Genomic DNA, 14,566 nt, shown 5'->3' with positions numbered 1-14,566 from the left:
CATTTGACAAGTGCACGCTGTTGAGTTCTCAAGGATCGGATGCTCCCACGACCCAGCCATCACGACCAGGCCCGCAGGGCAACTTCTCTATCTTACCGATCTCGTTTCCGTTGTCAAGTCCGAGTTTCTTCGGCCTGACCGTGGGAACGGATCAGCATCCTTCATCCTGTTCACTCAGTGAGTGTGTGGGATTCGGGAGGTGTTAGCTGCTTGACGGGAGCCGGTCCGAGGACCTCCGCTCAACCGTTTGGGGCGAACAGGTAATAACTTACGTGGGTTCCGGGCATCGGGCAAATCACCGTCGATTCCCGGGCGTGTCGCCCGTTCCGCTCAGTCCGACGCCCTTCCGGTCGGCGCGAACCGCGCGGAGTCGGAGAGGTCCTCGGGCTGCATGTCCCCGATGCGCTTCGGCGTCGCGACGACGGCCAGCAGCGACACCAGGCAGGCCCCGATGACGAACAGCACCACGAACCAGAGCCCTCCCCCGGCGGCCGCGACGAGGGCGGTGGCGATGAGGGGAGTCGGGCCGGCGACCAGAGCGCCGTTGAGCTCCCGGGCCGTCGCGACGCCGGTGAAGCGGTATCGGGTCGGGAAGAGGTTCGTGAGGAAGGTCCCGGTGGAGGCCGCGGTCGCGCCCACGGCGACGACTCCGAGCGCCGTCATGCCGAGCGCGGCGAGCACCGGGTCTCCGGACTGCAGCGAGAGGAAGACCGGGTACGTGAGCACGATCCCGGCGACCGAGCCGAACATCACCACGCGTTTGGCCCCGAAGCGATCGACCGCCACCCCGCCGAGGACGGGAGCGAAGGCGGTGAGCAGCGACGACACCAGCACCGCGATCAGCGCCTCGACCCGGGGCATCCCGACCGTCAGCGTGAGGTAGCTCAGCGCGAAGGCGCTCAGTACGTAGTTCGTCACGTTGTGCCCGCAGACGCTGAAGAAGCCGATGACGAGTTCCCGGGGGCTGCGGCGGAACAGCTCCGCCAAGGGCACCTTCGTCGCGGACTGCTCCGCGTTCGCCACCGCATCCCGGTACTCGGGCGTCTCCTCCAGGCGGCGACGGATCCAGAGCGCCAGGACGAACAGGACAGCGGAGACCAGGAACGGGATGCGCCAGGCCCCGCCGAGCAGCACGTCGCCCGGCAGCATCGAGGCGAAGGTGAAGGCCAGCGTCGCGAGGAAGGCTCCACCGGGGGCACCCGAGGTGACCAGTCCGATGACCCGGCCGCGCCGCCGCTCGGGGGCGTACTCGGCCACGAGCGTGAGTGCGCCGGCGAGCTCCGCCCCGGCGCCGAAGCCCTGGACGAAGCGGAACAGGATCAGCAGGATCGGTGCCGCCACCCCGATCGCCTCGGCGGTCGGGAGGAGCCCGATGCCCACCGTCGCGATACCCATGAGCACGATGGTGAGGATCATCGCGGGCTTCCGGCCGACCCGGTCGCCGAGGTGGGAGATGACGAGCCCGCCGAGCGGTCGCACCACGAAGCCGACGGCGAAGGTCGCGAAGGCGAGCATCGAGGCCGAGGCCGGGATCACGTCGGGGAAGAAGAGCGGGCCGATCACGAGACCCGCGGCGGCGCCGTACAGCGCGTAGTCGTACCACTCGATGAGGGTGCCGAAGTAGGCGGCGGCGATCGCCCGCCTCGCCTGCGGGGTCATGGTGCGTTGCTGTTCGTTGGCCATGGGGTGTCCTTTCGTCATTGAAAAGTGCTGGCGTGGTCGTTGCTATCCGAGGGGCGCGAGGACGGCGCTCCCGCGGCCGCGCAGCTCGGCGGTCGTACGCACGCCCAGAAGCTGCATCGTCGACAGGGTCTCGTCCGCCACGAGGTCGAGCGCGCGCTCCACCCCGATCCGGCCGCCCGCCATGAGGCCGTACATGTATCCCCGGCCGAGGAAGACGAAGTCGGCTCCGCACGCGATCGCGGCCACGACGTCGAGCCCGCTGCGGATCCCGGAGTCGAGCAGGATCGGGACGTCGTCGCCGACGGCGGCGCGCACCGCACCGACGACCTCGACGGGCGCGATCGCACGGTCCAGTTGGCGACCGCCGTGGTTGGAGACCCAGATGGCATCCGCGCCCGCATCGAGGAAGCGCTCGGCGTCGACGGCGGAGAGAACGCCCTTCACGACGATCGGCCCGCTCCAGTGCATCCGCAGCCAGCGCACGTCGTCCAGCGACAGCGCGGGATCGAACATGCTGCCCACCACGTCGGTGACGCGTCCGGAGCGCGGGCCGAAGTTCGCCATGGCCGGCGCGTCGTGCGCCAGCAGATCCAGGGACCAGGACGGGTGCAGCGCCGACTGCGTGGCGGTGCGCAGGGTCAGACGCGGCGGCATCGAGAGCCGGTTGCGATCGTCGCGGTACCGCTGCCCCGGCACGCGCGTATCGACGGTCAGCACGAGGGCATCGAAGCCCGCAGCGGCGGCCCGCTCGACGAGCGCGAGGGACGCCGCGCGATCGCGACGCAGGTAGAGCTGGAACCATCGCCGTGCGGCGGGGGCCGCCTCGGCGACGTGCTCGATGCTGCGGGTGCCCATCGTGGAGAGCACGAACGGCACGTCGCGGTTCGCGGCCGCGCGGACACCGTCGGTCTCGCCGGCCGCACGCATGAGGGCGGTGAGACCGATCGGCGCGATGCCGATCGGCATCGCGTGCTCGCGTCCCAGCAGGCGGGTCTTGAGCGACGCGCCCGCGGCGCTCTCCGTGACGGAGGGCACGAACCGGCGACGGGCGAAGGACGACTCGTTGTCGCGCGCAGCCTGCTCGGTCACCGCGGCGCCCTCGACGTAGTCGAAGACGAATCCGGGCACCCGTCGCTTCGCGAGCCGTCGCAGATCGTCGAGACAGCGCGCCCCGGCGACGCGCGTCGCCTCGGTGGGAAGCGCGGGCGGAGCGAAGCTCAACAGCTCGGTGAAGGTGCGGATGCGACGTCGCAACAAACCTGGATCCTCTCGGCAGCTCCCATCGAGGCCGAAGAGCCGACCGCGGTGTCGGCACCACCATAGCTCCCAAATATCTTGGGCACAATAGTCATATTCCCGAGATATATCTCTAGCAATCCGCACGATCCCGGTCAGGGTGGCGGGCGCGGCTCAGGCTTCGAGGAAGGCGCGGAGGACGAACTCGCGCAGCTCGACGAGATGGCGGCGCATGGCCTCCTCGGCGGCCTGCGGATCTCCGGTGCGGATCGCCTCCAGGACCTGCTGGTGTCCGTTGTTCTCCACGTCCGAGTGGATGCGCGCATCGATGGCCGGGATCAGGTGGTGGCTCCGTGTCGTCTCGTCGAACAGGCCGCTCATGAGCGACTTCGCGCGTGCGTTCCGCGCCGCGCCGAGGATGCACTCGTGGAACGCGCGCGCCGCATCGGTCAGCGCCGCTGTGCCCGAGCCGGTGCGCTGCGCGTCCAGGATCGAGCTGAGCTCCTCGACGAAGGCCTCGTTGCCGTAGCGCGTCGCCCCTGCCGCCATCGGCGGTTCGATGATCAACCGCAGGTCGAGCACCTCGCGCACCTCGTTGATGCCCAGCGGGCGGACGACGTATCCGCGTCGAGGAAGGGCGACGACGAGCCCCTCGACGACGAGGATCTGCAGGGCTTCACGCACCGGCGTCTTCGACACCCCGAAGCGCGCGGCCAGCTCGGGTTCGATGACGACCTCGCCTGGGGCGAGCCGGGTGCGGACGATGTCGTCCCGCAGCGCCACGTACACCTTCTGCGTGCGCGACAGCACCCGATTCCCGTCGCCGAGGGCCGCCGCACGGCGCTGGCTGTCGACGGCATGCGTGTGCAGGGTCGAGCCGGATTCGCTGGGCGTCGCGTCCATGCCCTCAGCCTAGGGGCACCGAATCGAACCCCCGGCCGCTGCTGAGCGGCCTCGTCGCTGCGATCGGATCGGTCGCGTGCCCCAACGAAAGAACCTCGCCCCGCGAGGATGCGGTGCGAGGTTCTTGCGTTCTGTTCCTGTGGACCTGCTGCATGCGTACTCGAAACATATGGGTGCGCCGCACGGCGTGAGGGATCTCGTCGAGAAGGCCCAGAAATCCAAGCGGAACGGCGCTAGAACGAGCGCGCCAAGAACGGCACGTCAACTTCGGCCAGATGAGATCGAGCAGCTTCTCGCGCACTACCAGCACCACGGTAGCGTCGTCGCGGCCGCAAAGGCGTTGGGCGTCACCCGGCAGACCGCGGGCAAGCATCTGGCGGGCGCTGGTGTCTCAACGTTGCGACGCATGACCGCGGCTGAAGTCGATGAGGCCCGCTCAAAGCACGCCGCAGGCGCATCGGCCGCCGCAACCGGGCGGCAGCTTGGCATCTCGACGAACACGATCATCAAGGCCGTCACGCAGGCTCGGTAAGTCACCGCCCGGTCTACGGGGACACGGGCTTCTCCAGGCTGCATCGCTGCTTGAATCACGCGGCAGGGTCGCGAGTCGAGTGCGGCCACTCGAAGCCGCACCATGCTGCCATGCGCCTCACAGTGCGCAACAACGGCAAGCACGAAAAGAGCCCGCACTGTTACGTGGCGAGTGATCTCGACCATCAAGGTCGGACTCTTCTCGTTGAACGTCAGCGCGGGCTGTTGGCTGAAGAGCGCCTGTGTCAGGCTGTCAAGAGTGCGCCATGAACACGAGGAAGAGTGTCCGCATTTTGCTGATCGGGGCGATCTCTTCGGTCATACAGCACCGCCCGACGCGTCAAGCTTGAACATGATGAGAGCTAACGTTCGGAAGCCGAGTCAGGATGGAGGATGCGCCCGCGAGCTGAGGCAAGCAGGTTCGCCGCAGCGTCATGAGCGACCGCGCAAGGATGTGCCTGCGGGATATCCCTGCCGAGTATTCTGAGCACCTCACGACTCACGAGGGCTGTCGCCGAGAGCGTCCATTGTGTGGCCATAAGACCCCACCGCGCGCTGAGCTCCACACGGTAGATGCTCAAATCCTCATCAACGGTCACGAAGCCGTGTATCCCGAGAGACTCTCCATGCGCCACGCCGGATAAATCCGAGTACACCACTCGGCCGTCCGCCTTCCATTGGTCTGCCAGGGAGGCAGCCAGGGCGGTGTAACTAACCTTCAGCGGGGTTCGACTGCCTGTCAGCTGTTCAATATCGTCGATCACGCCGGCGAGCACAGCAGCCGCGTCCGTGTTGCGGCCACGCATCTCATGGAGGACCGCGTCGGGCCGGAGGCGATCAAACGTGCTCAGTTCCGATGCCAAGCCTGAGAGCCAGCGAACCAGTATCGCCGAATCCTCGTCCGGCTCTCTGATCCACCAGGCCCGCGCATACGCCTCCACGGCCCCGCGCGCGAGCGTCGCGATAGAGAATGCGGCGTCGTCGTGCAGCAGGGCCCTCGCAAGCAGCCGCGCATGATCCAGCCCCGCCAGGGTCGCGAAGAGCACCGTCTCGAGCGCGTTTCGTCCCGGATACGGCCCCTGGGAGTTGGACGGAAACGTCCCCTGCGCTAAACGCTCGGCCCGCGAGCCCGGAAGCTCCTCGCCGAATCCGCCCAGGAGCAGAGGTTCGAGCTCATCAAAGAAACGGAGAAGCGCAGCCGAGAACGCCTCCCGATCCTCCCTTGACAGGCCATGGGCGCTGCCCGGGGCATCACTCATTGACACGCCGGGGCATGCCGATAGAACGGGTCACGGCATCAACCGTACCGAGCAGTCTGTCACCGGGAACTCGGACGCTCCGCGCTCGGGGCCCTGAGTAACACGGGCTTTGTCTATTCACGGTCCCACCTACACGGTTTCGCCGGAAGCAACGGGTGCCTTGCGCAGGATGTTCTCGAGCTCCTCACGCGTCTCATCCGCAACGTCAGCCAGGGCAAGGAGCGCATCGACGTCGACCGCCTCGAGCTCTCCGCCCGACGTGAAGGTGAGATGGCTGGCGTACTTGCTGGTCAGGTCGAGTGCGACAGCACGAGAGAAGCCAACTTCCTGCAAGTTGATCACCCGTGGGTCACTCGAGCCATACTCCACGAGCTTGGCCACGTTGATCCCTGCGCCGTCCGCACCCATTGCTTGAACGGCGAGGTCGTAGTAGTTCTCGAGGTAGCTGATGATCTTGAACCGGAGTCCGGTCTCAAGGTCCCGCAAGGTCTTTTCGATGATGAGGTTGATGTGTTTCGGGTCGCGGGCGTTAAAGCGTTCGACTACCAGGGATGGGTCCCGCGTCCAGTCCCGGTAGGTGATCGTGCCTTGCTCAGCGTGGTAGGCGATTGTGCGACTCAGCACGAGAACGAGTGGGTCACCCTTCACCCAGTACGACATCAGCATCGCCCAGTACCGGAGACGTGCGCTGTAGCCAGGTTCTGTGGCAGGCACGAGCCGGTCATCGTTGCCGCCAGACTCCTCAACGATCCAGTTGTACGAGGCCCCGAGACGAATCAATACCTGCTCGAACAGGGAGTAGTCCAGATCGACCGTGTCCGCAGGCACCAGCGCGCCTGCCCGCCCTTCGGTGAGGTCGTCCCACACCGCGTTCTGATACTTCGGCTGGATGCCGGGTGCGCGGCGAAGCACCTCCTCCGAGCCAGTAAAGGACGTGACGGCACGATCGAGCAGCTTCGCGCCATCCTTCACCTTCTCCAGGAAGAGGGCACGAAGCGGTGTCTGCTGTTTGCCGAGGACATGCAGCATGAGAATCGACGTGTATTGCTCGACGGTGCGCTTGGCGTCGTTGGAGGGGTTGCTCGGGATCGGCTCCCCCCGAAGCACGTACCCAATGTCAGTGAAGTCTTTGCGCTTGTTGCCCGGATTGACAAGGAAGCTCTCCGCGATGATCGGCTCGCCGCGCGGAATCAGCTCCCGTCGAGTCTCGCTCCACCCATTCGACTCATGGCGCACGCAGATGACGTTGCCGGAGAAGTCGTATGTGAGGCGCCCGGCACGTCCGGCAAGGTTCTCGAAGTCGATCTTCCCGAAGCCCGCCGGCCCATGCGTGTCATTGAGGACGAAGATGTTCTTCGCCGGGAGATTGACACCCTCGAGGAGAGTGGAAGTGCAGACGACGTACTGAAGCTTCGACGTCGGATCGGAGAAGGAGGCCTCGACCTTCTCGCGCACCTCTTGTGGCATCTTCCCGTGGTGGAACGCGACGCCGTGCTCGAGCGTCTTCACGAGGAAGTAGTCCTTGTGGATGTGCTCCTTCACGAACTTGATCAGTTCGGCGATGGTGGGGTCTGTGGCCTTCGGCAGCGTCTTTGCGAGCTCAAGCGCGAACTCGGCAGACTTCGCCGAGCTGTTGATGTAGACGATTGACTTTCGTTCGGCGCTCAGCGATGTCACCAGCTGAATCGGCGTGCGGGCGTCGGGTACTGCCTGCAGCTTCCCTTCTCCACCGCTCGCTGCGGACAGGAAATACTGGGCACGGTCGACTAGGTCCACGAAGTAGCGCTGCTGAGCCACCGTGCGTTCGCGCACCGCGAGCGCACCGTTGGTCGCCTTCCCGAACAGCTCGAGAAACAGCTCCGGGTTCTCGATGCTCGGGGACGCGAAGATCAGCTTGGTCGCGAACCGGCGGGTGGTCTCCACGATCGCGTGGTAGTAGATCGAGGAGCGTGCGTCCTTCTTGGAGATGACCTTCTGGGCCTCGTCGACGATCAGGTAGTCGATGTCGCGCACCGAGTTCGAGAGGTAGCGCAGCAAGCGTTCGGGAGTGAGCACGAAGACGGTGCGCGGAAAGGTGCGGCGCAGGAACAGCGGGAGCGTCGGGAAGGTCGCGACATTCACCTCCGGCACATCCTTCAGCAGCTCTCGAAGGTCGGCGGCGGTTTGGCCAATGAGCGCCTTAGTTGGGACAAGCACGACGATGCAGTGCTGATCCAGATCGGAGCGGCGCACGATGTCATAGATCGCATCCTTCAGGATGAACGACTTCCCTAGCGACGTCGGGCCCGAGAAGCTGAAGAAGTCCTCCCCGCGCATCTTCTCAGCGATCTGGAACTGGGTGTCCGTGAGCGTCGCTGTCCCGTGCTTGGTCGCCTGCATGACCTCCTTGGCTGCACGCAGGATGCCCCGCGAAACCGGCAGCGCGTAGGTCGATTCCGTTGCGTTGGACAGCGTCCGAAGGCCAGGGAAGTTGCCCAGTTCGATGAGTACGGCTGTGGCGACGGCTGCGGCGCGCGTGCTCACGTGATCCGACAGCCCGACGAGCTCCTCGTACTCTCGCAGCAACGCAATGATGGTGTAGGCCGTTTCACGGTGGGCGGGCTGCGTCGAGTGCGACATGATGTCAGCGAATCGGAGCAGGCGAGTGACCTGCTCATCGGTGAGCTCGGAAGACGCAGTCCCAGTGAGGAACACTTCTGAAACTGCGGCTTCGATGGCGGCAAGGTCCTGTTGGTAGTCCGACCGCGCGACAATCATGTCCGACAGCGCGTCGGCGGCGATTTGACCAGGCATCTACTTCTTGGCCTCGTGATTTCCAAGCTGCGCGGCCAGATCGAAGCGGATTCTCTCGATGCCGTGCATCTTGTCTCCCTCGCCTCGTTTTGCGAATGGGACGGCATACATATGGATCGGGTACACGCCGAGGCCACGGTCGGTGATCTCGTGCTTGATGAGGTCGTGCTGGGCGACGATCGCGTCGGTCGCCCGCTTCCTGAGTTCGTCCTCGATGGCGTCCAGCTCCATGTCCTCCACTTTCAGGTCGCTCACGTCGACCTCGTAGCCCACGAAGATGCCGAAGGCGTTGTGCTTCTTGATTTCGTCGTCACCACCGCCCGACGACGGCAGCAGGATCGCCGACAGCAACGCCAGCTTCTCCGCGTCAAGCTCCTCCTTCAGCAGCTCGGACTGCACCAGCCAGGTGTCGAAGTCGAACCCGTCCTCGTGCACCTTGCCAACAGAAGTGAAGGCGGCTTTTATCCCGCGCTTCGCGCTCGACCCGACCGTACCGGCATCCCCGTACATTTTTGATTCTCCGAAGATCAGCTGGTAGCTGTTATCCCCCGTGCGAAGCAGATGTACGCCGTCCGACCCGTGGACGTAGTGTTCACTACTCGTCTTGATTTCCATCTTCGAGAGAATCTTGGGCGCGCCCAGGTGCCCCTCCAATAGCGAGTACAGGATCACCTCTCCACCTTCACCCGCCTTGTCGTCGGGCGTACGGAACTGTGACTGCACCTTTGTCGCGACTTCCATCATCCGCCCAGGATCCTCTAGCGCCTTCTGATAGTTCAGGCGCGACAGCACATACGCAACGCTGTTGTTCTTAAGCACGCGGTACAGGGCCGGAAGGTCGAAGTCGCCGTTCTGCACCCGCAGTACATGCAGATGCAGATTTGTCTTGGTCTGGAGTGCAACACTCACGGGCTCGTAGAAGACCGCGTTGAATTGCTCCCGGTTCGAAGCCAGCAAGGACAGCGGCAGTATCGGTTCCGGCGTTCCCGTCATTGGTAACTCCCCAGTTCGGCGCGAATCACGTCACCCCCAAGAATGGTGGGTACCCCAACACAAGGGCGTGCGACGCGTCGAGAACTGCTCATATGCGCCTCATTGTGAACGAAAAGTTCCTGCCGTCAAGCGCAAGCGGCATCTCATCAGAGGTGGCGCGCCTCGTCGATCTGCCGAAGTACCAGCCGAAAGATCGACGACGCTCTCGTCATGGCAGAGCTTCAGAAGCGAGGCGTCACCCTGATCTCCGCTACGGAGCAGATCGATGCCTCTCCCGTCGGCCAACTCATGCACGGCATTCTTGCTGCGTTCAACGAATATCAGTCGCGCGAGGATGGCGCCGACATCGCGTACAAGAGTGCGACCTGGAGCTTGTCATGGCGTGTCGCTTATAGGGATTCCTGCGATACTGCCCAGATGAAGCCCGAGGATTTGGACCAGCTACGCCAAGATTGGTTTCGCTCGGTCGCTGAAGATGCATTCACCGAACGAGATGCGAAGCGGTTCCCTGAGCTGGCTATGTTGCCTCCGATTTCGCGGCTGTTGGTGGTGCTCACCGTGGGGTCGGCCACCTGCTGGGATTGGACGATCAGGACCTTGCCATCGATGGGGTCCTCACCGAGACCGAAGTCGAAGATCTCATCATCCGCGGTTGGCGCAGTGGCGCCGTCGGGCCGGACTTCGCCGCGTGGTTGATTCCTTCCCTGCAATCGGCTCGGTGGGCCGCGAGGCGGTACGAACAGCTAGACGACTCTCCCGTCGGTCGCTGGATAGAGTCCCCGCACTTCAGTGCGCGGGTTGGGTCGTTGTCTGCTGCGTGGGACGCACCTCCGGACTACGTAGATCGGCTGACCTCCGCTTCCACGTTGGCCCCGGGGGGTCTGTCTCTAAACAGGCTCTATACCTGGCTACATGTGACCCATCGCGACAAGCCGGTGCTGTTCTGGTTCACGCCGCTCGAAGCCCGCCTGCTGGGAGTGGACCCGGAGCGAGACAGCGCCCGCGCGGTTCTAGAGGGCGCCCGGTCAGACATGTATATGTGGATGCTCATGCCGGGCGCATGGCCGAAAAGAGCCCACGGAGAGACCCCGGCGTGGTTCCGCGATGTGGTGACCGTAGACGGAGCCAGGCTTTGGCGGTCTTCCTCAGGCTACGTAGCCACGCTATCGGTCGTTGTAGAAACGGATCGCGACGAGCGCAGTATTTTGCGTTGGTCCTATGCTCCGACACTCGCGGCGAGATTCCCAGACGAAGCCTCGGTCGAATTGTTCATTGTCTTGGACCCCGACGATGATCCCGCGTATCTGCCCTTCTCGTTTGACTACCGGGCCCACACCGCGCTGCAGCAGCTCGACGTGATGCTGATTGTCGGGCTCGTGCGAGTCGAGTTCTACCGGCTGGACCCAGATGGACGGCTTCGACACCTTTGGAACTTCGGCATTCCCTTTCCGTCGCTTGGTGAGATCCGTGAGCACAGGGCAGCGTGGGCCGGATCCACCCGGGGTCCCATGGACATCACCCCGTCCCCGACCGAATTGCTGCAGATGATCGATCAGCGTCAGCGCTCGGTTTTTGAGTCCAGCCTGCCGTCCTTTGACGTCCGAAGCTCCGCACCGCAGGTCGTTGACGCGTGGAAGTGGCAGCTTCAAGTCCTCGACGACGCTGCACGCACGCACGCACGAGGCGGGATCGTTGATGAGCGCCTACTCGCAGAGGCGGCCTCAGCGTTGCGCGCAGCCGAGGCTACAGCAGAGCGCTCCCTCCCCCCAGCTCATGACAAGCGGATCCGTGCGGGCGAGGCGCTCCTTCATGTCTCCGTCAAGGAGGACACCGCCTGGTTCTCCTCCTCTGTCGTATTTCGTACACCCGACGGTGTACTCGACGGGGCCGTTACGCCGCTGGACACGCTCGACGATCAGGATCATCCTGAGACGGACGGCTCCTGGTCCGATTCACTGACCCAGCTCCTGGATCCGTTACGCGAGCTACTCAGCAAGGGGGTGACGGAGTTGGTGATCTCCGCCGGGTTGGGTGCGTATTCCCTCCCACTCCATGATGCGGCGCTCCGACTGGGCTTCCGAACGGCGACCTACGCGCACGCCTTGCGCCTGCTGCACGAGAACCGGCAACCAATGGTCACCGGTGCCGCGCTAATACTCGGTCACCCGGGAGAGGGCAGCCAGTACATTGCCGCAGCCGATGCGGAGCTGAATATCGTTGCGTCTCTAACAGGCAGCCCTCGAGTCAGCACGGGATGGCGCACAGCGTGGCCGGAGGTCGTTCATATCGCCGGTCACGGCATCGCCGGCGGACGCGAGCACGAAACCGGCATCCTTCTCGCCAACGAAGATTTCCTATCTGCGCCGGCTATTTTGCGCGACGTAAACGCTGAGGGCACTGCGATCGCGTTCTTGTCGGCGTGCAGCACCGGCACGGGCAGGTTCGATGTCGGCCGCAGCGCGCGAGCGGTGCCATTGGACGTCGCTCTGCTCGAGAAAGGGTGCCGAACTGTCATCTCCACGTCAGCGCCGGTCAACGACCATGTTGCTCTCATCTTCGCTACCGCGTTTCACCATGCGCGCTCGCTCGGCGCCGGCAACTGGGATGCCTATCTCGCGGCCCGTGCCTGCTTCGAAGCAAGGGGCCCGGGTGTCACCAGGGGGGTCCAAGAGCTCCTCGATGCAAACTTCCCGAGAGGGAGATTCCCGGCTTCTTCGGGACAAAACCAAGATTGGAGGCTATTCAGGTTCTCCGGGGATCGGTAAGGTCCAGGGCGATGTCCGTGACCATCGCGAGAATGAAGAGGTGTCGTTACCAAAAGCGAACTCACCGCGACGCCCAGTCGTCTACCTCGACCAGTGGGTGTGGATTCGACTGGCTCTTGCGGCAGCTGGTCGCCCGCGTGCCGCGGTCGACGTCGAAGCCTTGCACGCCATCCTTGAAGCAAGTGCAGCTGGAGTGGCCTTCCCTCTATCCGCGACTCACTACGAGGAGACTTTGAGAATCACTGACCCTCGCCAACGATCCGACTTGGCGAGTGTGATGGCCGTCGTGAGCCAGATGCGGACTCTTCGCCGCCAGACCGATCTCATGCGCCACCAATTCCTTGTGGCTCTGCATGAAACAGTGGGACGCCCGACGTTCCGCCCGAAGGAAATCGATCCCCTGGGGATCGGAGCCAACTGGGCCTTCCGTGGAGTCCACGCATTCATGCGTGTCTTGGATCCTGACGGTCGCGTTGTCACATCCGTTGATCCTGTTTGGCTACGCAGCGTCAACCAATATGCAGAAGCGAGGCTATTGGCAGGACCCGCGGATGAGGATCTGCCGGCCCTGCGAGAAGACGGGTATCGCGAACCACGCGAGCTCGAGAGCGCTGAGAATAGCCGTCTCGCTTGGGAGCAGCTTCTCGATGAGCAGTTGCTCGAGTATCCCGGAGTCTCACGTGCGGAACTTCGTGTGTGGTTGCTTGCTCGCGAGCTCAGCCACGAGTACCTCGACCTGCTGAACGGTCTGTTCAACGAGTACCGCCTGTCACTTTGGGCGATCAGTCCAACCGCGGACGGAGTCACGTCGCGCAAACGAGTCGTGTCCTTCGTAGAGCGCGTCCCGACGTTACGGATCGCCGCGGAAACGAAGCTCGAGATCTTTCGCGACAAGAACCGAACATGGAGCTGGAACATCCTGCGTGACATTGATGCGCTGAGTATCGCGATTCCGTACTGCGACGTTGTCGTTGCGGACAAAGATGCGGTCTCTCTAGTTACACGCGCCAAGGCCCCCGGACGCCATGGTTCAGCGGTAGTTAGCCGTCTCGAGGACCTGCTCGCACTGCTGCCGACTCTGACCAGCACGGCGATCACAGTAACAAGGGACTCCCGCGGTTGGGATCAGGTTGCGCCTGGCAAAGGCTTCTCTTTGGAGACACCGAGTTCTCTGGCGAGACGTGACATCGAAGCGGGACGCGTCGTACGAATGCTCGACGAGGACGGCACCCCGACGCTGTCGCGAGGCCACAACGGGGGGCTGCCCGATCGAGGTGGCATCCCGGCCAGGACATGAGTGAGCACGACTGAGTTCAGAGGCTGCGTCCCGCCGCGGCACCGGAACTACGATGCATCACCGCGGAAGAACGCTGTGGAAGGCGGGTCGACAGTGGCTCATGCCCAGAATCAACAGCACAGACTATCGCAACCGCCGGGCCGCCCTGCGCGCAGACTGGGAGAGGGGCGGCGTCTTGCTTGCCCGCCTCACCATCGAGCAGCGGGATACACTGCGCGCGTTCTACCTCTTCGACTCGCCGCTCCGCAGTTCTGACTTCGCTAGCGCTAGAAACGAAGCGATCAAACGCGATCCGAACCTCGTCCGGCAGTCTGGCCTTGCATATCGAGCCTTCGCAAGCCTCAAGGCAGAGCGAAGAGCGGACCCCGAACCTCGTAAGAGCCCAACGGTTCGAACCCCGACCCGCGCCGCCTCACGCCGGCCGCAGAAGTCGACGCGACGCCTCGGTGTTTTCTCCGAGACCAACCCGAGTGTGGACCCGGATCAGATGGCACGGATCATCATCGCAATGGCCCGAGAGCAACTCTCGAAGAAGCGAGCAACTGGCGACTCAGGACTTCAATGAGCGAGGACCCGGACCCAACACCCGTCTGGACCTTTTGAGCTGGGTACCGATACGCATGACACGTACCGGTAGACACCAAACGGGATTCAAAACACTCTCGATGGGAAACTAACCAGTTCAGAAGGGAAAAAGGGTGCCCCGAGGCACATGGCGAACTCAGTTCGATGAGCAAAGTTCGGGGCAGACAGAGGCACATACGGATGCGAAAACGGCCGATCAGTCATGATTTCTCGTAACTGATCGGCCGTCTTCTCGGTGGACCTAAGGGGATTCGAACCCCTGACCTCCTCGATGCGAACGAGGCGCGCTACCAACTGCGCCATAGGCCCGTGAACGACATCTACGTTATCACGCTCGCGATCCCGGACATGACGAAGGCCCCGCATCTCCGTGTTTCAGGGGAGTCGGGGCCTTCGTGGTGGCGGTGACGGTGGGATTTGAACCCACGGTAGGGGGTTACCCTACACAACTTTTCGAGAGTTGCACCTTCGGCCGCTCGGACACGTCACCGCGGATCAGTTTACGACACCGGGGCCGAGCG

General features: G+C 63.8%; 10 protein-coding genes and 2 tRNA genes. 4 read left to right on the top strand and 8 right to left on the bottom strand.

Annotated features, from left to right (window positions below; all coding sequences use genetic code 11):
• Positions 1-330: 330 nt before the first annotated feature.
• The 3 genes from ACIQID_RS13065 to ACIQID_RS13055 all read right to left on the bottom strand — a co-directional run bounded on the left by ACIQID_RS13065 (position 331) and on the right by ACIQID_RS13055 (position 3,822).
• Positions 331-1,683: an MFS transporter gene (locus ACIQID_RS13065; RefSeq protein ID WP_400285584.1), complete on the bottom strand. Its 1,353-nt coding sequence runs from the start codon at positions 1,681-1,683 to the stop codon at positions 331-333.
• A gap of 42 nt (positions 1,684-1,725) precedes the next feature.
• Complete coding sequence (locus ACIQID_RS13060; RefSeq protein ID WP_400285581.1) at positions 1,726-2,940, bottom strand: alpha-hydroxy-acid oxidizing protein; 1,215 nt, start codon at positions 2,938-2,940, stop codon at positions 1,726-1,728.
• 153 nt (positions 2,941-3,093) lie between these two features.
• Entirely contained in the window at positions 3,094-3,822 is a 729-nt protein-coding gene (locus ACIQID_RS13055) for a GntR family transcriptional regulator (protein WP_312674993.1), read from the bottom strand.
• 139 nt (positions 3,823-3,961) lie between these two features.
• On the opposite strand from ACIQID_RS13055, the gene ACIQID_RS13050 reads away from it, so the two are divergent.
• Complete coding sequence (locus tag ACIQID_RS13050; protein ID WP_400285578.1) at positions 3,962-4,354, top strand: hypothetical protein; 393 nt, start codon at positions 3,962-3,964, stop codon at positions 4,352-4,354.
• 361 nt (positions 4,355-4,715) lie between these two features.
• Here the strand turns inward: ACIQID_RS13050 and ACIQID_RS13045 are convergent, their stop codons facing one another.
• From ACIQID_RS13045 to ACIQID_RS13035, 3 genes are all read right to left on the bottom strand, one after another.
• A complete protein-coding gene (locus ACIQID_RS13045; protein WP_400285575.1) occupies positions 4,716-5,612 on the bottom strand; it encodes a hypothetical protein in 897 nt (298 codons plus the stop codon).
• Between the two features lie 129 nt (positions 5,613-5,741).
• Complete coding sequence (locus tag ACIQID_RS13040) at positions 5,742-8,405, bottom strand: DEAD/DEAH box helicase (protein WP_400285572.1); 2,664 nt, start codon at positions 8,403-8,405, stop codon at positions 5,742-5,744.
• On the bottom strand, positions 8,406-9,398 hold the full coding sequence (locus ACIQID_RS13035) for a DUF1837 domain-containing protein (protein ID WP_400285569.1): 993 nt from the start codon (positions 9,396-9,398) through the stop codon (positions 8,406-8,408).
• Positions 9,399-9,566: 168 nt separating this feature from the next.
• Between ACIQID_RS13035 and ACIQID_RS13030 the strand changes: the two genes are divergently transcribed.
• The 3 genes from ACIQID_RS13030 to ACIQID_RS13020 all read left to right on the top strand — a co-directional run bounded on the left by ACIQID_RS13030 (position 9,567) and on the right by ACIQID_RS13020 (position 13,460).
• Positions 9,567-10,094 (top strand): recombinase family protein, encoded by a 528-nt coding sequence (locus ACIQID_RS13030; protein ID WP_400285764.1) that lies wholly within the window; start codon positions 9,567-9,569, stop codon positions 10,092-10,094.
• 218 nt (positions 10,095-10,312) lie between these two features.
• Complete coding sequence (locus tag ACIQID_RS13025) at positions 10,313-12,163, top strand: CHAT domain-containing protein (RefSeq protein ID WP_400285566.1); 1,851 nt, start codon at positions 10,313-10,315, stop codon at positions 12,161-12,163.
• Positions 12,164-12,488: 325 nt separating this feature from the next.
• Entirely contained in the window at positions 12,489-13,460 is a 972-nt protein-coding gene (locus tag ACIQID_RS13020; protein ID WP_400285563.1) for a hypothetical protein, read from the top strand.
• Positions 13,461-14,281: 821 nt separating this feature from the next.
• Here the strand turns inward: ACIQID_RS13020 and ACIQID_RS13015 are convergent.
• Positions 14,282-14,354: transfer RNA gene (locus tag ACIQID_RS13015), tRNA-Ala, on the bottom strand.
• A 90-nt stretch (positions 14,355-14,444) separates the two neighbouring features.
• Positions 14,445-14,535: transfer RNA gene (locus tag ACIQID_RS13010), tRNA-Ser, on the bottom strand.
• Between the last annotated feature and the right edge of the window lie 31 nt (positions 14,536-14,566).

The organism is Microbacterium sp. NPDC091676, assembly GCF_044756645.1.
Taxonomy (GTDB): domain Bacteria; phylum Actinomycetota; class Actinomycetes; order Actinomycetales; family Microbacteriaceae; genus Microbacterium; species Microbacterium paraoxydans_D.
This window is presented reverse-complemented; position numbering and strand designations above follow the sequence as displayed.